This is a genomic window from Angustibacter speluncae, from assembly GCF_054777815.1.
Genome location: NZ_BAAHAF010000056.1, coordinates 1 through 21,762, shown reverse-complemented (window position 1 = coordinate 21,762; position 21,762 = coordinate 1). Strand labels below are relative to the sequence as shown.

General features: G+C 75.2%; 22 protein-coding genes. 7 read left to right on the top strand and 15 right to left on the bottom strand.

Annotated elements, in window-relative coordinates:
* Positions 1 to 98: 98 nt before the first annotated feature.
* A complete protein-coding gene (locus ACYVKY_RS06670) occupies positions 99 to 1,076 on the top strand; it encodes a DNA polymerase domain-containing protein (RefSeq protein WP_460434194.1) in 978 nt (325 codons plus the stop codon).
* On the opposite strand, the gene ACYVKY_RS06665 is transcribed toward ACYVKY_RS06670, so the two are convergent.
* From ACYVKY_RS06665 to ACYVKY_RS06640, 6 genes are all read right to left on the bottom strand, one after another.
* Positions 1,073 to 2,074 carry an LLM class flavin-dependent oxidoreductase gene (locus tag ACYVKY_RS06665; RefSeq protein ID WP_460434193.1) on the bottom strand — a complete coding sequence of 334 codons (1,002 nt, stop codon included), beginning with the start codon at positions 2,072 to 2,074 and terminating at the stop codon, positions 1,073 to 1,075. The genes ACYVKY_RS06670 and ACYVKY_RS06665 overlap by 4 nt on opposite strands.
* Positions 2,075 to 2,121: 47 nt before the next feature.
* Positions 2,122 to 3,408 carry an adenylosuccinate synthetase gene (locus ACYVKY_RS06660; RefSeq protein ID WP_460434192.1) on the bottom strand — a complete coding sequence of 429 codons (1,287 nt, stop codon included), beginning with the start codon at positions 3,406 to 3,408 and terminating at the stop codon, positions 2,122 to 2,124.
* Between the two features lie 75 nt (positions 3,409 to 3,483).
* A complete protein-coding gene (locus ACYVKY_RS06655) occupies positions 3,484 to 4,407 on the bottom strand; it encodes a methylenetetrahydrofolate reductase (RefSeq protein ID WP_460434191.1) in 924 nt (307 codons plus the stop codon).
* 138 nt (positions 4,408 to 4,545) lie between these two features.
* On the bottom strand, positions 4,546 to 5,148 hold the full coding sequence (locus ACYVKY_RS06650) for a TetR/AcrR family transcriptional regulator (protein ID WP_460434190.1): 603 nt from the start codon (positions 5,146 to 5,148) through the stop codon (positions 4,546 to 4,548).
* Positions 5,145 to 5,318, bottom strand: a complete 174-nt coding sequence (locus ACYVKY_RS06645) for a rubredoxin (protein WP_460434189.1) — start codon at positions 5,316 to 5,318, stop codon at positions 5,145 to 5,147. Before ACYVKY_RS06645 ends, ACYVKY_RS06650 begins: the two co-directional genes overlap by 4 nt.
* Entirely contained in the window at positions 5,315 to 6,523 is a 1,209-nt protein-coding gene (locus ACYVKY_RS06640; protein ID WP_460434188.1) for an alkane 1-monooxygenase, read from the bottom strand. Before ACYVKY_RS06640 ends, ACYVKY_RS06645 begins: the two co-directional genes overlap by 4 nt.
* 126 nt (positions 6,524 to 6,649) lie before the next feature.
* On the opposite strand from ACYVKY_RS06640, the gene ACYVKY_RS06635 reads away from it, so the two are divergent.
* From ACYVKY_RS06635 to ACYVKY_RS06625, 3 genes are all read left to right on the top strand, one after another.
* Positions 6,650 to 7,159, top strand: coding sequence for a SigE family RNA polymerase sigma factor (locus ACYVKY_RS06635; protein WP_460434187.1), 510 nt, complete (start codon positions 6,650 to 6,652; stop codon positions 7,157 to 7,159).
* The gene (locus tag ACYVKY_RS06630; protein WP_460434186.1) at positions 7,152 to 8,030 is read left to right on the top strand and encodes a hypothetical protein; all 879 of its coding nucleotides are present in this window, start codon (positions 7,152 to 7,154) and stop codon (positions 8,028 to 8,030) included. Before ACYVKY_RS06635 ends, ACYVKY_RS06630 begins: the two co-directional genes overlap by 8 nt.
* Positions 8,031 to 8,091: 61 nt before the next feature.
* Entirely contained in the window at positions 8,092 to 8,997 is a 906-nt protein-coding gene (locus ACYVKY_RS06625; RefSeq protein ID WP_460434185.1) for a hypothetical protein, read from the top strand.
* 21 nt (positions 8,998 to 9,018) lie between these two features.
* Here the strand turns inward: ACYVKY_RS06625 and ACYVKY_RS06620 are convergent, their stop codons facing one another.
* Positions 9,019 to 10,323, bottom strand: coding sequence for an NAD(P)/FAD-dependent oxidoreductase (locus ACYVKY_RS06620; RefSeq protein ID WP_460434184.1), 1,305 nt, complete (start codon positions 10,321 to 10,323; stop codon positions 9,019 to 9,021).
* Between the two features lie 36 nt (positions 10,324 to 10,359).
* Here ACYVKY_RS06620 and ACYVKY_RS06615 point away from each other — a divergent pair, with 36 nt between their 5' ends.
* Positions 10,360 to 11,304 carry a diacylglycerol/lipid kinase family protein gene (locus tag ACYVKY_RS06615; protein ID WP_460434183.1) on the top strand — a complete coding sequence of 315 codons (945 nt, stop codon included), beginning with the start codon at positions 10,360 to 10,362 and terminating at the stop codon, positions 11,302 to 11,304.
* Between the two features lie 18 nt (positions 11,305 to 11,322).
* Here the strand turns inward: ACYVKY_RS06615 and ACYVKY_RS06610 are convergent, their stop codons facing one another.
* Together ACYVKY_RS06610 and ACYVKY_RS06605 are read right to left on the bottom strand one after the other, a co-directional pair.
* On the bottom strand, positions 11,323 to 11,721 hold the full coding sequence (locus ACYVKY_RS06610) for a DUF3253 domain-containing protein (RefSeq protein WP_460434182.1): 399 nt from the start codon (positions 11,719 to 11,721) through the stop codon (positions 11,323 to 11,325).
* A gap of 4 nt (positions 11,722 to 11,725) precedes the next feature.
* Positions 11,726 to 12,145, bottom strand: a complete 420-nt coding sequence (locus ACYVKY_RS06605; protein WP_460434181.1) for a DUF3151 domain-containing protein — start codon at positions 12,143 to 12,145, stop codon at positions 11,726 to 11,728.
* Between the two features lie 102 nt (positions 12,146 to 12,247).
* Between ACYVKY_RS06605 and ACYVKY_RS06600 the strand changes: the two genes are divergently transcribed.
* Positions 12,248 to 12,586, top strand: a complete 339-nt coding sequence (locus ACYVKY_RS06600; RefSeq protein WP_460434180.1) for an STAS domain-containing protein — start codon at positions 12,248 to 12,250, stop codon at positions 12,584 to 12,586.
* 38 nt (positions 12,587 to 12,624) lie between these two features.
* On the opposite strand, the gene ACYVKY_RS06595 is transcribed toward ACYVKY_RS06600, so the two are convergent.
* Positions 12,625 to 15,306, bottom strand: a complete 2,682-nt coding sequence (locus tag ACYVKY_RS06595) for an ATP-binding SpoIIE family protein phosphatase (protein WP_460434179.1) — start codon at positions 15,304 to 15,306, stop codon at positions 12,625 to 12,627.
* A 111-nt stretch (positions 15,307 to 15,417) separates the two neighbouring features.
* On the opposite strand from ACYVKY_RS06595, the gene ACYVKY_RS06590 reads away from it, so the two are divergent.
* Entirely contained in the window at positions 15,418 to 15,852 is a 435-nt protein-coding gene (locus tag ACYVKY_RS06590; protein WP_460434178.1) for an STAS domain-containing protein, read from the top strand.
* A gap of 100 nt (positions 15,853 to 15,952) precedes the next feature.
* On the opposite strand, the gene fbaA is transcribed toward ACYVKY_RS06590, so the two are convergent.
* The 5 genes from fbaA to ACYVKY_RS06565 all read right to left on the bottom strand — a co-directional run.
* Positions 15,953 to 16,987 (bottom strand): class II fructose-bisphosphate aldolase, encoded by a 1,035-nt coding sequence (gene fbaA / locus ACYVKY_RS06585; protein WP_460434177.1) that lies wholly within the window; start codon positions 16,985 to 16,987, stop codon positions 15,953 to 15,955.
* A 115-nt stretch (positions 16,988 to 17,102) separates the two neighbouring features.
* Complete coding sequence (locus ACYVKY_RS06580) at positions 17,103 to 18,704, bottom strand: DUF4153 domain-containing protein (RefSeq protein WP_460434176.1); 1,602 nt, start codon at positions 18,702 to 18,704, stop codon at positions 17,103 to 17,105.
* Positions 18,705 to 18,917: 213 nt separating this feature from the next.
* Positions 18,918 to 19,613, bottom strand: coding sequence for an ABC transporter ATP-binding protein (locus tag ACYVKY_RS06575; RefSeq protein ID WP_460434223.1), 696 nt, complete (start codon positions 19,611 to 19,613; stop codon positions 18,918 to 18,920).
* Between the two features lie 46 nt (positions 19,614 to 19,659).
* A complete protein-coding gene (locus ACYVKY_RS06570) occupies positions 19,660 to 20,616 on the bottom strand; it encodes an ABC transporter ATP-binding protein (protein ID WP_460434175.1) in 957 nt (318 codons plus the stop codon).
* Positions 20,613 to 21,762, bottom strand: a 1,150-nt coding sequence (locus ACYVKY_RS06565) for an FtsX-like permease family protein (protein WP_460434174.1), incomplete at its 5' end; no start/stop codon positions are given. The genes ACYVKY_RS06570 and ACYVKY_RS06565, both read right to left, overlap by 4 nt.

Sequence of the window (21,762 nt, the reverse complement as noted above, 5' to 3'; positions counted from 1 at the left end):
GACGCGTCGGGGTCGGGGGCGTCCCGGTGCCCGTGGACGGCGATCCGGGCCTCGACTCCGACGCTTGTGCTCACGCCGGGAGCCGACAGACTGGCCGCATGGCCGCCGCCAAGGAGGAGCTCGCCGGGGTCCCGCTGTCGAGCCTGGACGCCGAGCTGTTCGACGGCGCCGGCGTGACCAAGCGCGAGCTGGTCACCTACCTCGACGGCGTGCGCGACCGGCTGCTGCCGGTGCTGGCCGACCGGGCGCTGTCGGTGGTGCGGGTGCGGCCGGGCTCGGAGCCGTTCATGCAGAAGAACCTGCCGACGTACGCGCCGGACTGGATCACCACCAGCGAGTCGTGGTCGCAGGCCTCGCACCGGCAGGTGCGCTACCCCGTCGTCGACAGCCGGCGGACGCTGGTGTGGCTCGCCAACCAGCGGGCGGTCGAGTACCACCCGGCGATGGTGCGCGACGGCGCCGACCACGCCGACCACCTCGTCATCGACCTGGACCCGCCGGGCGACCTCGACCCGGTCGAGGGCTACCGGATGGCCGCGCGCATCGCCCTGCTCGTGCGCGAGGCGCTCGACGGCTGCGGCCTGGGTGCGGCGGTGAAGACCAGCGGGGCCAAGGGCGTGCACGTGTTCGTCCCCGTCGACGGGACGCAGGGGTGGGAGGACGTCGCCGGAGCGACCCGCGCGCTGGCGGCCCGCGCGGCGGCGCTCGACCCCGACCTGGCGACCACCGCGTACATCAAGGCCGACCGCGGCGGCCGGGTGTTCGTCGACTCGACCCGCTCGGGCGGGGCCACGGTGATCTGCGCCTACAGCCCGCGGGCGCGCCCGGGCGTCCCGGTCTCGTACCCGCTGGGCTGGGACGACCTGCTCGAGGTCGTGCCCGGCGACTTCACGATCCGCACGGCCCTGGAGCGGCTCGGCGACGCCGACCCGTGGGCCGAGGCGATGCCGGCGCCGCAGCGGCTGCCCGACGACCTGGTCGCCGAGGGCCACGAGATCCCGGTGTCGCGCGTCGCCGCCATGCACGAGGGCAAGCGCCGCAAGCGTGCGGCGGAGCGGGCGGCGGCGGACGACTAGCGCCAGGCGCCGGCGATCGCCTCGAAGCTGGCGATCCGGCTGGCCCGGTCGATCGACGGCGTGACCACCACGACCTCGTCGGCCTGGCTCTGCTCCTGCAGCGTCCGCAGGCCCTTCACCACGTCGTCGGCCGAGCCCACGAGCATCCGGCCGTCGTCGCGCGGGAGGTCCTGGAACTGCGGGGAGTCGGCGAGCGCGTCGACCTCCTCGGGCCGCAGGGGCTCGCGGACGCCGCGCCGCAGGTTCGCCATGGTGAGCCGCCAGCCCGCCTCGAACCGGTTGCGCTGGCGCTGGTCGTCGCTGGCGAACGCCAGCACCGAGATCGCCGACCACGGCTCCTGCTCCACTCCGGGACGGAACTCACGGCGGTACTGCCGCAGCGTGTCGACGGCGAGCTCGGGGCTCATGTGGTGGGCGAACGCGGTCCCCATGCCGTTCACCGCGGCGAACTGCGCGCCGTAGCCGGACGACCCGAGCACGAACAGGTCGGGCTGGTCGTCGACGACGGGCGCGGCGACGAGCCGCTCGTACGGGTGGCCCTCCGGGAAGCCCGCCTCGAGGAACGCGAGCAGCTCGGCGACCTGGCCGGGGAACTCGGCGGCGACGTCGACCTGCTGGCCCCGGCGCAGCACGTGCGCGGTGAGCGGATCGGTGCCGGGGGCGCGGCCGAGGCCGAGGTCGACCCGTCCGGGACCGATCGCGAGCAGGGTGCGGAACGTCTCGGCGACCTTGAACGGCGCGTGGTTCGGCAGCATGATCCCGGCCGCCCCGACGCGGATCGTGCTCGTCGTCCCGAGCAGGTGCGCGATCAGGATCTCGGGGGCGCTGCACGCCAGGCTCGTCATGTTGTGGTGCTCGGACACCCAGTACCGCCGGTAGCCGACCGCCTCGACCGCCTTCGCGACCTCGCCGGCGCCGGCGATCGACTGCGACGCGGTCTCGCCGTGCTCGATGCCGACGAAGTCGAGGACGGCCAGCGGCAGGGTGTCGGTGCTCATGCCTGGGGCAACCACCGCCGGCGGACGGGTGTTCCGGCCGCGAGCGCTCAGCCGAGCAGGTCGTGCCGGACGATCGTGTCGGCGCGGTCGGGGCCGACGCCGACGGCCGAGATGCGGCCGCCGATCATCTGCTCGAGCGTCGTCACGTAGTCCTGCGCGTTCTTCGGCAGGTCGTCGAACGTCCGGGCCGACGAGATGTCCTCCCACCAGCCGGGCAGGTACTCGAGCACCGGCTTGGCGTGGTGGAAGTCGCTCTGCGACAACGGCATTTCGTCGAAGCGCTTGCCGTCGACCTCGTACGCGACGCAGACGGGCACCTGCTCGAGCCCGCTCAGCACGTCGAGCTTGGTGAGCACGGTGTCGGTGAGTCCGTTGACGCGCTGCGAGTAGCGGCCGATCACGGCGTCGAACCAGCCGCAGCGGCGCGGACGTCCGGTCGTGGTGCCGTACTCGTGACCGGTCTTGCGCAGGTGCTCGCCGGCGTCGTCGTGCAGCTCGGTCGGGAACGGGCCCTCGCCGACGCGGGTCGTGTACGCCTTGAGGATGCCGACCACGCGGTCGATCCGGGTCGGCGGGACGCCGGACCCGGTGCACGCGCCCGCCGCCGTCGCGTTGGACGAGGTGACGAACGGGTAGGTGCCGTGGTCGACGTCGAGCAGCGTGGCCTGCCCGCCCTCGAAGAGCACGGTCTCGCCGCGGTCGAGCGCCTGGTTCAGCACCAGCCCGGTGTCGGCGACCATCGGCTCGAGCCGCTCGCGGTGCGCCAGCAGCTCCTCGACCACCTCGTCGACCGTGATCGCGCGCCGGTTGTAGACCTTCACCAGCAGGTGGTTCTTCTGGTCGAGCGCCCCCTCGACCTTGGCGCGCAGGATGCTCTCGTCGAACAGGTCCTGGATGCGGACGCCGACGCGGTTGATCTTGTCGGCGTAGGTGGGGCCGATGCCGCGGCCTGTGGTGCCGATGCGGCGCTTGCCGAGGAAGCGCTCGGTGACCTTGTCGATCGTGCGGTGGTACGGCGCGATGACGTGCGCGCTGCCCGACACCAGCAGCCGCGAGACGTCGACGCCCCGCTCGGTGAGGCCGTCGAGCTCGTGGAACAGCACGGTGAGGTCGATGACGACGCCGTTGCCGATGACCGGCGTGCAGCCGGGCGTCAGGATGCCGGACGGCAGCAGGTGCAGCGCGTACTTCTGGTCGTCGACGACGACGGTGTGGCCGGCGTTGTTGCCGCCGTTGTACTTGACGACGTAGTCGACGCGGGCGCCGAGGGCGTCGGTGGCCTTGCCCTTCCCCTCGTCACCCCACTGCGACCCGACGACGACGATCGAGGGCACGGCGGACCTGCTTCCAGGGGACGACGGCGGACGGCGGCAGCAGACTACCGGTCGCCGCTCCGGCGTCCCGGGCGGTCAGGCGTCCAGCACCGCGCGCAGGTCGCGGGCGAGCTCGACGGCCGCCTCGATCTCGACCCTGCGGGTCGACACGCTCTCGACGTTCAGACCGACCGGCACGCCGACCTTGCGGCAGTACCGCACCAGGTCGCCGGCGAACGCCCGCGCCTGCTCGGCGGACGCCTCGAGGGTGTCCTCGGCGCGGCGCAGGTCGCGCTGCGCCCAGCGCGGCACCTGCACACCGAGCCACTGCAGGAACTCCAGCGTGCGCACCGACCCGCAGATCGAGTGCGTCAGGACGAGCGGCACCGGCTCGACGCCGCGGGCGTCGCACTCGTCGCGGTAGTCGGCGACGAGGTCCTTGGCGGCGTTGGTGTCGAACAGGATCTGGCTGACGAAGAACGAGACGCCGGACTCCTGCTTGCGCAGCATCCGCAGGTGCTCGTCACCGCGGCGCACGTGCCGCTCCGGGATCACGACGGCACCGGTCAGCAGGTCGGGCCGCACGTCGCTGCGCAGCTCGTACGCGCGCGCCAGGCTGGTGGCGGCCGGCTGCCCGCTCGAGGACGCCCCGACGAGGACGGCGGCGACCCGGTCGACCGGCTGGTCGCGCGCCCACGCCGCCAGCTCGTCCTCGGTGTACTTGCCCACCGCGCGGTACACGACCGCGTCCTCACCCCAGCCGCCCAGGTGGTCGCGCAGGTACGCCGCCGGGTCGTGGGTGGCCTGGAACGGGAACGGCCGCTCGTCCGGGTTGCGGTCCTGCTCGTCGGCGATGTCGTAGAGCGCCAACCCGTCGGGACGCACGACGTCGAGCCGGCCGAGCGTCGCCTCGGCGATGCGGGCGAGGTCGTCCGGCCCGGCCGACGCCTTGGGCGGCGTGATGCCGAACAGCAGGAAGTCGCCGCGCCCCTGGCGCAGCCGGTCGACGACGGTGCTCACCGGATCACCCTCCCATCGACGCCGTCCCGGCCACGGCGAGGGTCCTAGCCCACTCCGCGAGGCGAGCACCCTCTTCACGAGGCCCGCACGCCACGTTCGGTGGGCGATCGCCAACTGAACGTGGTGAACGGACAGGGGTCAGGGGGTGGCGGACGCCAGGACGTGGCGGACGAGCCAGCCGACGTCGGCGGCGACGGCCTCGGGGGCGGCGCCGGGGTGCACGACGTGGCTGAGGACGAGGCGCACGACGGTCTCGCAGACCCGCTCGAGGTCGGCGTCGGGCACGTCCGGCGCGTCGGGACGGTCGCCGATCACGAGCACGAGCACCGCGGTCGCGCGCGCGAGCAGCTGGTCGGAGCCGGTGGTGAGGAACGGCAGCAGCGACGGCTCGCCGCCGTGCGCGCTCACCAGCACGTCCTTGAGCAGCGGGTTGTCGAGGGCCTTGGCCAGCACCGCCTCGACCGTGCGCTTGACCGCCTCGACCAGGTCGTCGCCGCCCGACAGCTCGCCGCCCACGACCTCGAGGAAGCCCTCCAGCTCGCGCAGCACGAGCGCCTCCCCGAGCGCGTCCTTGCCACCGACGTCGTTGTAGACCGTCTGCCGGCTCACGCCCACGCGCGCGGCGACCGCGGCCATCGTGACCGACGACCACCCGCCGGCGAGGACGAGCTGCTCGGTGGCGTCAAGCACGCCCTCGCGCAGCCGGGTGCGCGTCTCCTGCACGAACCGGCCCGCGCTCACGCCCCCGACTCTGCCACGACCTCGAAGTCGGTCTTGTCGCGCACGGCGCAGTCGGGGCACCACCAGTCGTCCGGGACGTCGTCCCACGGCGTCCCGGGGGCGAAGCCCTCCCGCGGGTTCCCCTGCGCCTCGTCGTAGACGTACCCGCAGCCCGGGCACGCCCACCTCACGCGGCCGCCCGCAGGTCGTCGGCCGCGGCGGGCCGCCCGTACCGCGCCAGGACGCGCTCGCGGTTGCGCGGGTGCAGGTTCGCCCGGGAGACGTCGCCGTCGAAGTGGGCGACGACGCGGTGGTCCATGACGCGGCGCCACGCCCAGGGCACGAGGGCCAGCACGATCATCCCCGCGTAGCCCGTCGGCAGCACCGGCGACTCCGGGAAGTCGCGCAGCGCCTGGTAGCGCCGCACCGGGTTCGCGTGGTGGTCGCTGTGCCGCTGCAGGTGGTACAGCAGCACGTTGGTCGCGATGTTGTTGCTGTTCCACGAGTGCGACGGGTCGACCTTCTCGTACCGGCCGGCCGGCGTGCGCACGCGCCGCATCCCGTAGTGCTCCAGGTAGTTCACCGTCTCGAGCAGCAGGACGCCGACGACGGCCTGCACCACCAGGTACGGCAGCAGACCGGGGCCGAACGCGACGCACAGCCCGCCCCACAGCACGATCGAGAACGCCCAGGCGTTGAGGACGTCGTTGCGCGGCGTCCAGACCGAGCCGCCGCGGCGGGTGAGCCGGACGCGCTCGAGCCGCCACGCGTTCCGCAGGCTGCCGACGACGCTGCGCACCCAGAACTCGTAGACGACCTCGCCGAGCCGGGCGCTCGCCGGGTCCTCCGGCGTTGCGACCCGCGTGTGGTGGCCGCGGTTGTGCTCGACGAAGAAGTGGCCGTAGAAGGTCTGCGCCAGAGCGACCTTCGCGAACCACTTCTCGTGCTGCTCGCGCTTGTGGCCGAGCTCGTGGGCGGTGTTGATCGCGATGCCGCCGACGCAGCCGAGGGTGACGGCCAGTCCGACCCGGTCGACGACGGCGAGGTCGAACGTGGTCAGCGCCCACGCCCCCCACAGCAGGGTCGCGTACTGCACGGGCAGGAACAGGTAGGTCACCCAGCGGTAGTAGCGGTCCTCCTCGAGCCAGGCGAGCGCGTCCTCGGGCGGGTTGTCGGCGTCGCGCCCGGCGACCAGGTCGATGACGGGGATGATCCCGAAGACGAAGATCGGCCCGAACCACCAGAACCCGCGCCAGCCGGTGAGCTCGACGAGGCCCCACGACCCGACGCCGAGCAGCGGGATGATCATGCCGAGCACCCACAGGTGCCGCTTCGGGTCGCGCCACGGCGGCGCCTGCGGCCCCGCCTCGCTGCTCGTCCCCACCTCGGTCGCCATCTCGGCACCTCCGTCGACATCATCGACCCCCGGCGTCCTTATGTTTGACATCTGCTTGCTGTTTGTCAAGGGCGGAACCTCGGAGAGCCCCGGCTGCGTACCGTCGACGACAGAGAGGGGGACCCGGTGGACGACGAGGAGTTCGACCGGTTCTACGCGGGCACGGCCGCACGCCTGGTGGGCCAGCTGCATGCGATGACGGGGGACCGCGCCGAGGCGCAGGACTGCGTGCAGGAGGCCTTCGTGCGCGCGTGGGCGCGCCGGCGGCGGCTCGACCCGGACCAGAACCCGGAGGCCTGGGTGCGCACCACGGCGTACCGCATCTCGGTGAGCCGGTGGCGGCGCGCGACGTCCGCGCTGCGTGCGCACCACCGGCACGGGGCCCCCGCGGACCTGCCCGGCGCGGACGAACCGGGGCGCGACCGCGACGCCGTGGTCGCGGCGCTCAGGCAGCTGAGCGCCCCGCAGCGCCAGGTCGTCGTCCTGCACTACCTGTGCGACCTCTCGGTCGACCAGATCACCTCGGAGACGGGCGTTCCCGCCTCCACCGTCAAGACCCGGCTGTTCCGCGGACGCAAGGCCCTCGCGGCCCTGCTCGCGGACACCTCTCACGCCGAAGGAGCCCGCCGTGGCTGACGACCGCGCACCGCAGACCGACGAGGCCTGGGAGGGACGCCTGCGTGACGGGCTGCACCGCCTCCAGGCCGGCGAGCCGGGCGGCGGGCTGCCCGGACCGGACGCCGCCCGCCGCACGCACGCCCGACGGCGCGGGGCGCTCGCCGCGGTCGCTGCCGTCGCCGCCGTCGTGGTGACGGGCGGCACCGTGCTCGCCCTGGGCGGCACCGACGCCGCTCCACCGGCCGCGCCGACCACGACGGCCGCGCCGGCGCCCTCGACGTCCACCCTGGCGCCGACCGGGAGCGCCACGTCGCCGCCGAGCACCACGACCACCGTCGCGCCGCCCACGTCCGCCCCGGCCCGGCAGGTGCCGACGACCGTCCCGGCCGACTACCGGCTGCCGAGCGAGGGTGCTGACGCCGACGACCCGTGGCAGCTCGTCGACGACCTCACCGTCACGTGCGGACCGGACCAGGTCGACCTGTCGGCGGCGACCGACCGCCGCGTGCTCGAGCAGGTGGGGCCGGAGTACAGCCGCCACGAGGCGCTCTACGTCTTCGGCGACCTCGAGGACTCGCTCGCCACGCTGCAGGACGCCCGCGACCTCGGCGCGTGCGTCGACGGCGACGCCAGGATCGCGGCGGAGCCGGTCGAGGGTCCGTGGGGCGAAGGCGTGGTGGTCGTGGTCGCGACCCCGGACGAGCCCGGGACCCCCCCGGCCGCCACCTACTGGCTGCTCGTGCGCACCGGCACGGGTGTCGCCGTCGTCGGCTCCGCCGCCGAGTACGCGAGCCCGCAGGTGCCCGACCCGGGCGTGGTGGCGTCCCTGGTCGAGCAGGTGGAGCCGATCGCCGCCGAGCTGTGCCGGTACACCGAGGCCGGCTGCTGAGGGCGACGCGCCGTGGTCGGGGTCGGTCGGTGCCCGCCCCGCACCGCCGTACGGTGGCGGGGTGAGCACCGACGACCAGGACCCGACCGTCCCGATCGCCCGCGTCCCCGCCGACCCGGGGCCACCGTCCGGTCCGGTCGACGGCGCGCCGGGACCAGGTGGCCCTGGCGGTCCCGAGGGCCCGGACGAGCCGGGTGCGGGGAACCGCCGCACCCTCGTGGTCGTCGGCGTCGTGGTCGCGGCCCTGCTGCTCGGCGGCCTCGGCTGGTGGTGGGCCGCCCGCGACGACGAGGAGCCCACGACCGTGACCAGCCCGTCGCCGACGACGTCGTCGCCCACGACGAGCGAGCCGGCGACCACGTCGGCCACCACGACGCCGACGGAGACCGCCACCACGAGCGCCCCGCCGACCACCACGGCGGCGCCGGCCGGCCCGGCCACGGCGATCCCGGCCGACCTGCGGCTGCCCGGCGAGGACGCCGGCGGCTACTTCCCGCAGGGCTGGGCCTACCAGCCCTGCGGCCAGCCGGTCTCGGCGTCGGGGGCGAGCGACTTCCGCCGGGTCGTCTCCGAGCAGCCCGAGGACACCCGGTCGCAGGCGCTGCTGGTGTTCCCCAGCCCGGACGCCGCCACGGCCTACCTCGGGACGCTGCGCGCCGCCGCCGAGGCGTGCCAGGGCCCGGGCGACCCGGGCACGGGCGACGCCGCCGTGCAGCTCCACCCGCTCGAGGGCGACTGGGACGCCTCGTTCATGGTGGTCCTGTCCTACCCCGGCGAGGGCGGCTACGGCCCGGGCGGCGAGTACACGCTGGTCGTGCAGCGGGGCACGGCGATCGCGGTCAGCGCGGGCTACGGCGAGTGGGCGCCGGGCTACCCCGACCCCGACCCGTCCGCCGTCGCGGCGTACCGCGAGCCGCTCGACCAGCTGGCGCCCGAGCTCTGCGTCTTCACCGCGGACGGCTGCTGACGCACCGCCTCGGGAGATGCCTCAGCCCATCACGGTGCCGGACGACGCCGAGTTCGGCTCGCGCAGGCGGGAGAACGCGCCGAGGTCGAGCTCGTGGCCGGTGTACGGCAGCGTGAACCGCACCGGGTCGGCGTCGTGGTCGTGGCCGCCCTCGACGGCGTCGACGACCGCCAGCACCACCTCGCCCACCAGCGGCGCGTTCTTGAACTGGTTGCCGCTGGTGCCCATCGCCACGTAGTAGCCGGGCAGGTCGGTGCGGTCGTAGACCGGCGTCCAGTCGGAGGCGACGTCGTAGACCCCGACCACCCCGGTCGGGCGCCCGGGCACGCGCAGGTCGGTGAGCCGTCGCGCGACCCGCAGCGTGTGCGCCTCGTACCGCTCGCGGGTCACGGTCGGCGCGACCGCGTCGGGGTCGTCGACCCACTCCAGCGGGTCGCACTCGGGCTCGGTGCCGCCGACCAGCAGCCCGTGGTCGCCCACCGGCCGGGCGTAGGTGCCGAGGTCGAGATCCGCCAGCACGGGCGCGCGTCCGGCCAGCGACGGCGGCAGCGGCACCTGGTGCACCTCCTGCCGCAGCGGACGCACCGTCACGGCGAAGTCCCCTCCCGCACCGGCGATCTCGTTCAGTCGGGACGACCACGGTCCGGCCGCGTTGACGACGACGGACGACTCGACCACCGTCCCGTCGTCGAGATCCGTTCGCCACGAGCCGCTCTCACGCCCGAGCGAGGTGACCGCGACCCGGAACCGGGCCGACGCACCGTGCGCCCGCGCCGCCGACAGCAGGTTCGCCGCCGCGAGCCGCGGGTCGTCGACGTAGCCGGCGTCGGGCGTCCAGACGGCGCCGAGCCGGCCGCGCGCGTCGGCGAGGAAGTCGTCGGAGTCGACAGGCGCCGGCGGGAAGAACCGGCCCGCGTCGAGGCCGGGGACGCGCGACGCGAGCTCGTCGGCGTCCCAGTGCTCCCACGGCACCCCCACGCGGTCGAACAGGTCGGCGCTGCGCCGCCACGGCAGGTCGTCGACGTCGAGCATCGCCAGGCCGGTGCGGGTGAACGAGGCGAGCCCGTCCGGGTCGCGGTGGCCGAGGAACCCCTCCCAGTCGTCCCACGCGGCGCGCGAGGCCCAGGCCAGCGCCACGCCCTCGACGGTCGAGTAGTTGAACCGCACGATCGCGCTCGAGGCGCTGGTCGACCCGTGCCCCGGCCCTGCCGCCTTGTCGACGACCACGACGCGCAGACCGCGCCGAGCCGCCGCGAGCGCGACCGACGAGCCCACCACGCCGGCACCCACCACGAGCACGTCCGCACGCTCCGCGACGACCTCCATGCCCGCGATCGTGCCACCGACCACCACACTGGGGACGTGACCCCGCGCCGCCGTGTCCTCGCCGTCGCCAACCCGCGCGCGGGTGGCACCGGCACCGCCGAGCGCGCCCTGGAGGAGATGCGCCGGCACGCCGACGTCGAGGAGGTGCACCCGGACGGCGACGACGACCTGGCCGCGGCCCTGGTGCGCGCCGGCGGCCGCCGGGTGGTCGTCGTCGGCGGGGACGGCACGGTGCACGCGGTCGCGCGCGTGCTGCGCCGGCTCGACCTGCTGCGCGAGGTGGGGCCGGTGGCCCTGGTGCCGGCCGGCACCGGCAACGACCTCGCCCGCACCCTCGGCCTGCCGCTCGACGACGTCGAGCGGTCGGTCGCGCTCGCGCTCGCCGGCGAGGCGCGCGACGTCGAGATGATCGTCGACGACGCCGGCGGCGTCGTCGTCAACGCGGTGCACGTCGGCATCGGCGCCGAGGCCGGCGCGCTCGCCGCCAAGGCGAAGGTGCACCTGCGCAAGGTGCGGCTCGGCAAGGTCGCCTACCCCGCGGGCGCGCTCGCGGCCGGGCTCACCGCCGACCCGGACGAGCTGCGGGTCACCGTCGACGGCGAGCTGCTGCACGAGGGCCCCACGCTGCTCGTCGCGGTCGGCATCGGCACGAGCGTCGGCGGCGGCACCCCGCTGTCGCCGCAGGCCAACCCGTTCGACGGGGTCATGGACGTCACGGTGTCGACCGCGGCAGGGCCGCTGACCCGGTTCGGCTACGCCGCGTCGGTCAGCACCGGCACCCACCTCGACCGCGACGACACCCTCACCGCCCGCGGCCGGACCCTGCTCGTCGAGTCGGCCGACGGCGAGCCGTTCCGCGCCAACGCCGACGGCGAGATCAGCGGGCCGCTGGTGCGCCGCGAGTGGCACATGGTCGAGCGCGCGTGGCAGCTCGTCGTCCCGCCGACGATCGTCGACGCCGCCGGCGCCGAGGCCGACTGACCGCGCCCGCGCACCCGGTCAGCGCACCCGGCGGACGCGGATCGGGCCCTTCGCGGTCGACGGGTCGACCACCCGTCCCCCCTGGGTGATCTCGACCTCGCCCGCGGCCACGAGCCGCCGGGCCGCGCGCCGCGCCGGCTCCATCAGCTCGCGCCAGCCGTCGTCGGTGCCGACGGCCCGCGCGGCCTCCGACGGGCAGGCCGTGGCGCCGGCGAGCCGGCCGTCGACGAGCGCCAGCAGCACCCGCTCGAGCTCGGCGGCCCCCGCCGTCACGCCGCGCCGGCGGCAGGCGTCGCTGCACCAGCGCACCGAGTCCCAGTCACGGGCCCACTTCGCGCGCCACTCGATCCGGCGCCCGCACGAGGCGCAGGTGCGCTCCGCGGGCTCGCCGGGTGCGTCGTCGCGGCGCCGGCCCACGCCGTCAGCCCGCGATGGCCGTCCGCGCCGCGGGGTCGCAGTCGTCGAGGAACTGCCGGCAGCGGTCGGCCTCGTCGACCTCGGCGATCTGCGCGGCGGCGCGGCCGAGCGCGTGCAGCGAGCGCAGGAACCCGCGGTTCGGGACGTGCTCCCACGGCACCGGGCCGTGCCCGCGCCAGCCCGCGCGCCGCAGCGCGTCGAGGCCCCGGTGGTAGCCCACCCGGGCGTAGGCGTACGACTCGACGACGTCGCCGCGGTCCCAGGCGGCGTCGGCGAGCTCGGCCCAGGCCAGGCTCGCCGCGGGGTGGGTGGCGGCCGCCTCCGCGGCGTCGGCACCCCCCGCCAGCTGCGCGGTGACGGCGGCCTCCGGGCCGTCCGGGAGTCGGGTGGGCGCGGGCCCGCCGAGCAGGTTGTCGTGGCTCATGCCCCCATCCTCGTCCACGACCGACGGCCGCGCGCACCGCCCTCGACGGGCGCCGTGCGGTCGCGGGCGTTAGGTTCGCGGGGATGGGGAGGTGCACACCGCGTGCTCGAGATCTCGACGTCGTCCGGTTCGACGACGATCACCGTCGTCGGCGACCTTGACGTCACCGCCCGCGACCAGTTCCCCGAGATGACCGCTCGCGTCAGCGGTCTCGGCCGGCAGCTGCTGGTGCTCGACCTGTGCCGCATGGAGTTCATGGACTCCACCGGTGCCGCGTTCGTGGCCGTCTGCGGCGAGCAGACCCGGCGCGGCGGCGGGGTGGCGCTGCTACGCGGCGCCGACGAGCACGCGCAGTTCGTCCTCGAGGTGTGCGGCGTGCTGCCGCTGTTCCGGGTCGACGCCGACCACGCCTGCGAGCAGGACGAGCCGCTGCCGGCCTGAGCCCGACCCCGGCAACCGGTCCGGGCCCTGCGGCCGAGTCAGCCCTGCTCGTCGGTGACGATGTCCGACGGCACCGCGGCCCACACGACCTTGCCCCCGTGCTCGGCCCGCCAGCCCCACCGCGCGACCCGCGACACGACCGTGAGCCCGAAGCCGCCGGTGGTGTCCGGGTGGCCGTCGACCTGCCGGGGAGGCGAGGGGTTGGCGTCGGAGACCTCGATGCGCAGGGTGTGCTCCTCGTCCTCGCGCAGGTACAGCCCGACCGTGCCGCGACCGTGCAGCACGGCGTTGGCGACCAGCTCGGACACCACGAGCTCGGCCTGCCGGCTCTGCGGCAGGTCCCACATGCCGCACATCTGCCGCACCAGCTCGCGGGCGCGCGGGATCGAGGAGGTCTCGCCCGGCAGCTGCCACCGGCGTGAGCGCTGCCCCGACCGCGGCACGCGCTCGCCCGGGACGGGGACGCGGAGGACCACGATCGCGATGTCGTCCTCAGGCTGGTCGCCGAGGTCGGCCAGCAGCCGCTCGCCGATGCCCGCGGCGTCGGTGACGTCGAGCTCCTGGCACACCTCGAGCAGGCGCTGCAGGCCCTGCCGCAGCGGCCGCGACCGGCGCTCGATCAGGCCGTCGGTGTAGAGCACCAGCACGTCGCCGGGGCCGACGTCGCGCTCCTCGTGGCTGCGGGCCTCCGAGCTCAGGCCGATCATCGGGCCGCCGCCGTCCATGAGCGCCTCGGCTCGGCCGTCGCGGACGAGGATCGGCGGCAGGTGACCCGCGCGCGACCACGACATCTCCCACTGCGAGCCGCCGAGCTGGCTCAGCGTGGCGTAGACCAGGCTGGCGTTGCGCGTGATGCGCATGCCGCCGACGAGCTGGTCGACGCGCATCAGCACCGCGCCGGGGTCGTCGCCGTCGGCCGAGTACGCGCGCACGACCGAGCGCAGCTGGCCCATCGCCGACGCCGCCTCGATGTCGTGGCCCACGACGTCGCCGATGACCAGGCCGACGGTGTCCTCGTCGACGCGGAGCACGTCATACCAGTCGCCGCCGACCTGCGCGTGCTCGACGCCGGGCGCGTAGAACGACCACACGTCGAGACCCGGCACGTCGACGACCTCGGGCAGCATGCTGCGCTGCAGGGTCTCGGCCACCAGGTGCTCGCGGGCGTAGAGCCAGGCGTTGTCGAGCGAGAGGCCGGTGCGCCGCGCGATCTGGAAGAGCAGGTCGGCCTCCTCCCGGTCGAGCGGGAGGTGGGGGACGCCGAGGACCAGCAGGCCACGCACCTCGCGCCGTCCGGGCATCGCCAGCGCAACCCACGGGCCGGCGACCTCGTCCGCGTCGAGCTGGGCCTGCAGCCAGGCGGTCAGCGTCCCCGTGGCGGGCGGCGGCGCGTCGGCGTCGCGCTCGTATCGCTCGCGGCTGCCTCCGGTGGCGAGCTCGGCGAGAGGATCCGGGCCGTTGCCCGGCGCGGGCAGGCGGAACCGGCCCAGCCGGGACGGCGCGACGCCGGACGCCGCGACCACCCGCACCTCGTCGTCGACCTCGAGCGCGACGCACCACGTGGCCGAGCCCTTCGTCATCACCTCGGTGAGCCGCCGCAGCGCGTGCTGGGGGTCCATCTGGGTGACGGCGTCGCCCACGTCGGCGAGCAGCGCCAGCCGCGCGCGGGCCCGGCGCTCGCTGGCGAGGGCCAGCTCGCGGGCGTGCTCGGCGTCGACCCGGGCGGTGACGTCGGACTGCACCCCGACGAAGTTCACCAGGTTGCCCTCGCCGTCGAGCACCGGCGAGATCGACACCTGGTTCCAGAACGGCGACCCGTCGGCGCGGTAGTTCAGCAGCGTCTCGCGGACGGGCTCAGCCGACCGCAGCGCCTCGCGGATGCGGCTGACGGCGGCGCGGTCGGTGTCGGGGCCCTGCAGGAACCGGCAGTTGCGGCCGAGCACCTCGCTGGAGCGGTAGCCGGTGGTGCGCTCGAAGGCCGGGTTCACCCAGACGAGCGGGTCGTCGTGCGAGAGCGGGTCGCTGATCGTGAACGACAGGTCGGTGGCGACGACGGCGCGGTTGTGCATGCGGGCGGTGTCGCCCACGTCGGCGGACGCGGCGCTCACCTCGAGCAGCACCAGCAGCGCGCGGTTCGCCAGGTCGGGACGGGTGGAGGCCTCCTCGGGGGCGCCGGGCTCGGCCGGAGCGAGCGGCAGGCCGGTCACCCACAGCACCTGCGCGGACTGCATCGAGTCGGACGCGCGGTCGGCGATGCCCTGCAGACGCGCGGCCTCGACCTCCGCGGCGGTGGGCTCGGTCTCGCCGCCCCCGCCCGGGGGCTCGGCGCCGGGCTCGCGCCGCTGCACCATGACACCGCGCCTGGCCTCGCCGCGCGCGACCGCCTCGAGGTCGGTGGTGGTGCCTCCCAGCGAGGTGCCGTCGAGGGTGGTGAGGCCCGCGCGGTCGCTCCACTCCCGCAGGTGCATGGGCAGACGGGCGTCGGCGACGACCGTGGTGGTGCCGCCCGCGTGCACGACCTCCATCGTGTCGAGGTCGACGAGCAGGACGGCGGCGACGACCTCGCCGCTCACGACCGGCAGCCGGCCGCCGCCACCGCTCTCGGCGGCCTCCGTCGCGGCCTCGGCCGCCTGCGGGATCGCGTCCGTGCCCGATCCGGTGAGCGCCTCCGCGGCGGCCGCGACCGCCGGCGCGGCCTGCTCCAGCTCACGCTCCGTCACGCGCCCATCCTCCTGTAGAGACCCCATCGCCGCACCCGAGGGCGCTCGTGCGGTAGAAAGTGGTCGGGCCGAGACCACCGCCCATGTACCGACTCCCCCGGAGCACCACGCGTGAGCGACGCTAACAGCACCGATGCCCGCACGGGCAGCCAGACCGGCGGCACCGACCGCGCGGTCGACCCGGCGTCCGCGCGGCGCCGCGAACCCGGCGGCGTGCACGTGCTGACGACCGACGACCACGTCCGCGTCGTCCTGGCCGGCGACGTCGACGCCGCCCTGGCCCCCGAGCTGCTCGAGGCGGCCGCCGAGGTCGTCGCCGCCGAGCTCCCCGTGCAGGTCGACACCCGCAACGTCACCTTCATGGACTCCAGCGGCGTGGCCTTCCTGGCCCGCCTCGCCGGCGGCTCGAAGACGCCGCCGGTCGTGCTCGACCCGCCCGACCACGTGCAGTTCCTGCTCGAGATCACCGCGATCGGCAAGATGCTCGACCTGCGCGGCCCCGGCGACGACGGCTCCACCGGCGGCACGCCCGACGACGCGGCCTGACGGCCGGCCCGACCCACCGCGGCGCCGACTCCCGCGGCGCAGACCCCGGACGCGCCGCGTCCCCCCGACCCGGTGGGCCGAGGGGACGCGAGCGGGTCGATCAGGCCGAGACGGTCGTCCCCGCCGACCGCAGGTGCTCGCAGGCCTCGACGACGCGGGCCGCCAGGCCCGCCTCGGCGGCCTTGCCCCACGCGCGCGGGTCGTACGCCTTCTTGTTGCCGACCTCGCCCTCGACCTTGAGCACGCCGTCGTAGTTCTTGAACATGTGCTCGACCACCGGGCGCGTGAAGGCGTACTGGGTGTCGGTGTCGATGTTCATCTTCACCACGCCGTAGTCGACCGCCGCGGCGATCTCCTCCGCGGTCGAGCCCGACCCGCCGTGGAAGACCAGCGAGAACGGCTTGGACCCCTCGGGCTGACCGAGCTCGGCGGCCGCGGCGGCCTGGGCCTGCTGCAGGATCTCGGGCCGCAGCCTGACGTTGCCCGGCTTGTAGACGCCGTGCACGTTGCCGAACGTCAGCGCCGTCAGGTACTTGCCCTTCTCGCCGGCGCCGAGTGCCCGGACGGTCGCGATGGCGTCCTCGGGCGTGGTGTAGAGCTGGTCGTTGATCTCGTTGGCGACGCCGTCCTCCTCGCCGCCGACGACGCCGACCTCGATCTCGAGCACGACGTTCGCGGCCGCGCACTTCTCGAGCAGCTCGGCGGCGATGACCAGGTTCTCGTCGAGCGGCACGGCCGAGCCGTCCCACATGTGCGACTGGAACCACGGGGTGCCACCCGCCTTGACCCGCTCCAGCGAGAGGTCGAGCAGCGGGCGGACGAAGCCGTCGAGCTTGTCCTTCGGGCAGTGGTCGGTGTGCAGCGCGATGTTGACGTCGTAGTTCTTGGCGACCTCGTGCGCGTACGCAGCGAGCGCGACCGAGCCGGTGACCATGTCCTTGATCGTCGGGCCGGACAGGTACTCGCCGCCGCCGGTCGAGACCTGCACGATGCCGTCGCTGCCGGCGTCGGCGAAGCCGCGGATGGCGGCGTTGAGGGTCTGCGAGCTGGTCACGTTGATCGCGGGGTAGGCGAAGGACCGCTCCTTCGCCCGGTCCAGCATCTCGGCGTAGACCTCGGGGGTGGCGATGGGCATGGGGGCTCCTCGGGCGTCAGGGTCTGGCGCCAGGATCCTTCCACGCGGCCTCGGCGGTGCCCAACTGGTGGACGTCTCGTCTCAGGGTGTGGTCTGCGTCACGTCCCGCCTCAGGTCAGGGGGACGTGCGGTAGGCGTCCGCGCACGCGCCCGGCAGCTCGCCGAACAGGCTCTCCTGCGGCCGCACGTCGGTGACCCGCGTCGCGCGCTCGCGGCCCAGGTTCCACTCGGCGAGGTTCGCGGCGGGCGTGGAGCCGATCGAGCCGACGACGCACTCGCGCACGTCCGGCTCGAGCTCGTCGGCGACCGCGAGCGCGTCCTGCGACAGGCCGGTCAGGTAGAAGACGTCGAGGTCCTGCTGCGACTGCTCGGCCGCCGCGACGTTGTAGCGGACGATCTGCGCGTCCGGGTTCACCGCCGCCAGGCCCAGCATCGCGAGGCCGACGACGGCCGTGACCGCCCGCGGGAACCAGGCGGCCCGCCACCGCACGCCGGCCACGACGACGAGCAGCACCACCACGCCGAGGGCGATCTCGCCGGCGGTGGCGAGCAGCCGCAGCCGGGTCAGCCCGAACGCGTCGACGTAGAGCGACATCCGCGACAGGGCCGCGACGACGACGCCGAGGGTCGCGACGCAGAGCAGGCCGAGGACGACCCGGGCGACGAGCCGGTCGCGCGGCGTCTCCCACGGCGCCTTGCGGGCGGCGACGGCCACGACGAGCAGCGTGAGCAGGGTCGCCACCAGCAGCTGCCCGAAGCCCTGCCGCGCGTACTCGGCGTAGGTGAGCCCCGAGGTGCGCCGGACGTAGTCGGCGCCGCCGACCACCGCGACCAGCTGGACGACGAGGAACGCGACGAACAGCGCGTCGAGCGCCAGCAGCGGGGCGAGCCACTCGGCCCGGCGGGCCCGGCGGGCCGGCTTCAGCGAGGCGGCGGTCCACGACGGCGGCGCGAGCGCGAGGTGGGCCAGGGTCGCGGCACCGACCAGGGCGAGGGCGGCGAGCACGACCTGGCCGGGGAGGCGGCCGAGCTCGAAGGTCGGCAGCAGGCTGGCGAACACGCCGTCGGCGCCGGCGAACAGGAGGCCGAAGACGAGCAGCAGCACCACCGTCACCGCGACCGTGCGCAGCACGACGACGAGCTGGCCCCGGCGCCCGCCCACGGCCGCGCCGGTGCTCGACGTGAGCCAGGGCAGCGAGCGCAGCACGGCGGTCGCGACGGTCAGCCCGCTCAGCAGCACGGCGGGGGTGGTGCGGCTCGCGGTGGCGGCGACCGCGCCCACGCACAGCGCCACCACGACGCTCAGCCCGACGACCCACTCGGCGTCGCGGACGGCCACCACGGCGACCAGCGCGACCGACAGCGCGGCGAGCGCGAGGTCGGCGAACGACCGGCGACGGACCATGAGGGGGACGGCGGGCAACCAGACCAGGAGCGCCGCGACGGCGAGGCCGAGGCCCGGCCGGTTGCCGGCGACGAGCACGCCGCTCGCGATCCCGACCGCGAGGCAGCCGCCGAGCAGGACGGGGGACGCGGTGACCGTCCGGCCCTTCCAGAACCCCGAGAGCGCCAGCTCGAGCCGCGACGGCTGGGGCGGCGGCACGGGCAGCGGTCCGGTGACGACCGTCCCGGTCGGGACCCCCGGGCCGGCGACCGCCGGCGCCATCGGCGGGTGCGGGTGCAGCGGCGTGCTCGGCGGGTTCCCCTGTTCGGTCATGGGAGAACGGTATTCAGCCTCCTCCCAGGGACGCAGCCGTTCAGCGGGGCGGTTCGGTGCACGTTCGGTGCCGACCTGTGGAGGCTTCGTGCGCGCGGGCTTCCTGGGCGGACGGGTCCCACGGCGTCCTGGCGAGGTGAGCGACCACTTCACTGGGCTCGCACGCCACGTTCGGTAGCCGATGGCCAACTGAACGTGGTGAACGAGCAGGGGTCAGGAGCCGGAGTCGGAGACCACGCGGCCGTCGGCGAGCTCGACGACGCGGTCGGCGAGGCCGACCATCACGGGGTCGTGCGTCGCGACGACGGCGCTGAGCCCGCGGGTGCGGACGAGGTCCTTGAGCAGGTCCATGACGGCGCGGCCGGTGGCGGTGTCGAGCTGGCCGGTCGGCTCGTCGGCGATGAGCAGCGCGGGGTCGTTCGCGAGCGCCCGGGCGATCGCGACGCGCTGCTGCTGGCCGCCCGACAGCTCGTACGGGCGCTGGTGGGCGTGCCCGTCGAGCCCGACGAGGCCGAGCAGCTCGAGCACCCGGGCGTCGCGCTCGCGCGGGTCGCGTCCAGCCAGGCGCATCGGGACGCCGACGTTCTCGGCCGCCGACAGGATCGGCAGCAGCCCGAAGGACTGGAACACGTAGCCGATGCGGTGCCGCCGCAGCTCGACCAGCCCGGCCGCGGACGCCGACGCCAGGTCGGTGCCGTCGACGAGCACCGTGCCGGCGTCGGGGGTCTCCAGGCCGCCGAGGCAGTTCAGCAGGGTGGTCTTGCCCGAGCCGGAGCGTCCCTTCACCACCACGAGCTGCCCGGGCGCCACGGCGAGCGACACCCCGCGCAGCGCGTGCACCGCCGCCTCGCCGGTGCCGAACGTCTTGTCGACCTCGCGCGCCTCGACGATCGCGGTGCCGTCGAGCACCCCTGCGGGAGCACGGGTCTCGCGCCCGGCCCGGTGCCTGCCGTTCTCAGCCACGGTCGTCCCCCTCCTCCGGCTCGGTCGGTCGCTCGTGCTCGGGCCGCACCTGGATGTGGTCCGGCTCCAGCGCGAGCCGCACCCGCCGTTCCAGGTGCAGCGCGGTGACGAACTCGCGCGGCAGCTGCAGCCGCCCGGCGCCGTCGAGCACCGCGAACTCCTCGGCGACGTGCTCCTCCTCCCCGCCCGCGCCGACCACGGTGCGGCGCAGCACCTCCGACGACGTGCGGCCGTCGCGGATCGCGATCGTGCGCTGCACCTGGGTGGCCACCGCCTGGTCGTGCGTCACCACCACCACGGTGACGCCGAGCTCGCGGTTCGCGGCGCGGAAGGCGGCGAAGACCTCGTCGGACGTGGCGGAGTCGAGCTCGCCGGTCGGCTCGTCGGCCAGCAGCACCTGCGGCGAGTTCGCCAGGGCGACCGCGATCGCGACCCGCTGCTGCTGGCCGCCCGACAGCTGCGAGGGGCGCCGGTCGGCCTGCGCGTCGACGCCCAGCAGCTCGAGCAGGTGGTGCACGCGCTCCCGCCGCTCGGTCCGGCGCATCCGGGTCACCGCCATCGGCACGGCGACGTTCTGCGCGGCGGTCAGGTACGGCAGCAGGTTCCGCGCGGTCTGCTGCCACACGAAGCCGACGGTGTGCCGCTGGTACCGCACCCGCTCGCCGTGTCCCATCGACAGCAGGTCGTGGCCGGCGACGCGGGCCGTCCCGGCGCTCGGGGTGTCGAGCCCGGACAGGATGGTGAGCAGCGTCGACTTGCCCGACCCGGACGCGCCGACGATCGCGACCAGCTCGCCCGGGTCGACGTGCAGGTCGAGGCCCTGCAGCGCCACCACCTCGACGCGCCCCTCCCCCTTGCCGCCGTCGACGCTGAAGATGCGCACGAGGTTCTCGCAGTGCACGGCGGGTGCGTCCGCCGGCCCGACCTGCTGCAGGGTCGCTGCGCTCATGTCTCGTCTCCTACTCGAAGCACCGCGCCCAGGCGGGCGCGCGAACCGGTGAGGACGGCCAGGACGACCGCCAGGGCGCTGGCCGCGACGACGCCGCCGACGCTCCACGCCAGCAGCCCGAGGTCGAGGGCCAGGGTGGGGCGCTCGGAGCCGCCGGTGAAGGCGCGCAGGTCGAGCGCGGGGTAGATCGCCAGCGTGACGCCGAACCCGACGAGCACGCCGACCAGGACGCCGGGGACGACGACGGGGGCCGCCTCCCACGCGACCAGGGAGCCGGACTGCCGTCCGTCCAGCCCGAGGGTGCGCAGCCGCGACAGCAGCCGCACCCGCTCGGCGGCCGCGGCCACGAGCGTGAGCAGCAGCGCCGCGGCGCAGAGCACCGCGGACAGCGCGGCGGCCCACCCGAACGACCCGAGCGTCCCGCGCACCAGCGGGCGGTCGGCGATGCGCTGCTCGGCCTCGGCGCGGGTCAGCAGGGGCGAACCGGTGCCGAGCGCGGCGCGCAGGTCGCGCTGCACCTGCTCGACGTCGGCGGCCCGGGCGTCGGCGAGCGCGGGTGCCAGGTCGACCAGGGCGATCCGCGGCAGCGGGTAGGGGTAGCCGACCTCGTCGAGCGCGCGCGGGTCGGCGAGCACCCAGTCCGAGCCGGCGGTCAGCGAGACCAGGCGGTCGGCGGTGGCGACGACGACGCCGTCCAGGGTGAAGCCGCCGAAGGTCACCGTGACCTCCTCGCCGACCGCGCCGACGGCCGGCGAGACGACGAGCGGGACGCGACCGCCGTCGAGGGCGGCGAGGTCGTCGGGCGGGGCGTGGGCCCCGGGGACGTCGCGCTGCACCGCGGCGAGCCGCGCCGGGTCGACGGCCACGACGTCGACGTCGCCCTCGCGGGTGGCCGACTCGGCGTCGCCCCGCGAGACCGACACCGCCGCGACGTCCTCGACGCCTTCGACCCGGCCGGCCGCCTCGACCTCCTCCGGCGTCAGGCCGAGCGAGGTGATGCGCGCCTGCGCGCCGACCTCCTCCCAGGACGCGTCGCGCAGCCCGCGCTGGGCGGTGCCCGACACCACGACCCCGAGGACGCAGGTGCAGATCGCGAGCAGGACGACGAGCACCGGCAGCGTCCCGGCCACCTGGTCGCGCCCGGAG

Excerpts from the sequence above, each read along its gene's own strand:
- ACYVKY_RS06620 (WP_460434184.1), bottom strand. The coding sequence starts at position 10,323 with ATGGAGGTCGTCGCGGAGCGTGCGGACGTGCTCGTGGTGGGTGCCGGC.
- fbaA (WP_460434177.1), bottom strand. The coding sequence starts at position 16,987 with ATGCCCATCGCCACCCCCGAGGTCTACGCCGAGATGCTGGACCGGGCG.
- ACYVKY_RS06665 (WP_460434193.1), bottom strand. The coding sequence starts at position 2,074 with ATGAGCACCGACACCCTGCCGCTGGCCGTCCTCGACTTCGTCGGCATC.
- ACYVKY_RS06670 (WP_460434194.1), top strand. The coding sequence starts at position 99 with ATGGCCGCCGCCAAGGAGGAGCTCGCCGGGGTCCCGCTGTCGAGCCTG.
- ACYVKY_RS06570 (WP_460434175.1), bottom strand. The coding sequence starts at position 20,616 with ATGAGCGCAGCGACCCTGCAGCAGGTCGGGCCGGCGGACGCACCCGCC.
- ACYVKY_RS06580 (WP_460434176.1), bottom strand. The coding sequence starts at position 18,704 with ATGACCGAACAGGGGAACCCGCCGAGCACGCCGCTGCACCCGCACCCG.
- ACYVKY_RS06605 (WP_460434181.1), bottom strand. The coding sequence starts at position 12,145 with ATGAGCCACGACAACCTGCTCGGCGGGCCCGCGCCCACCCGACTCCCG.
- ACYVKY_RS06640 (WP_460434188.1), bottom strand. The coding sequence starts at position 6,523 with ATGGCGACCGAGGTGGGGACGAGCAGCGAGGCGGGGCCGCAGGCGCCG.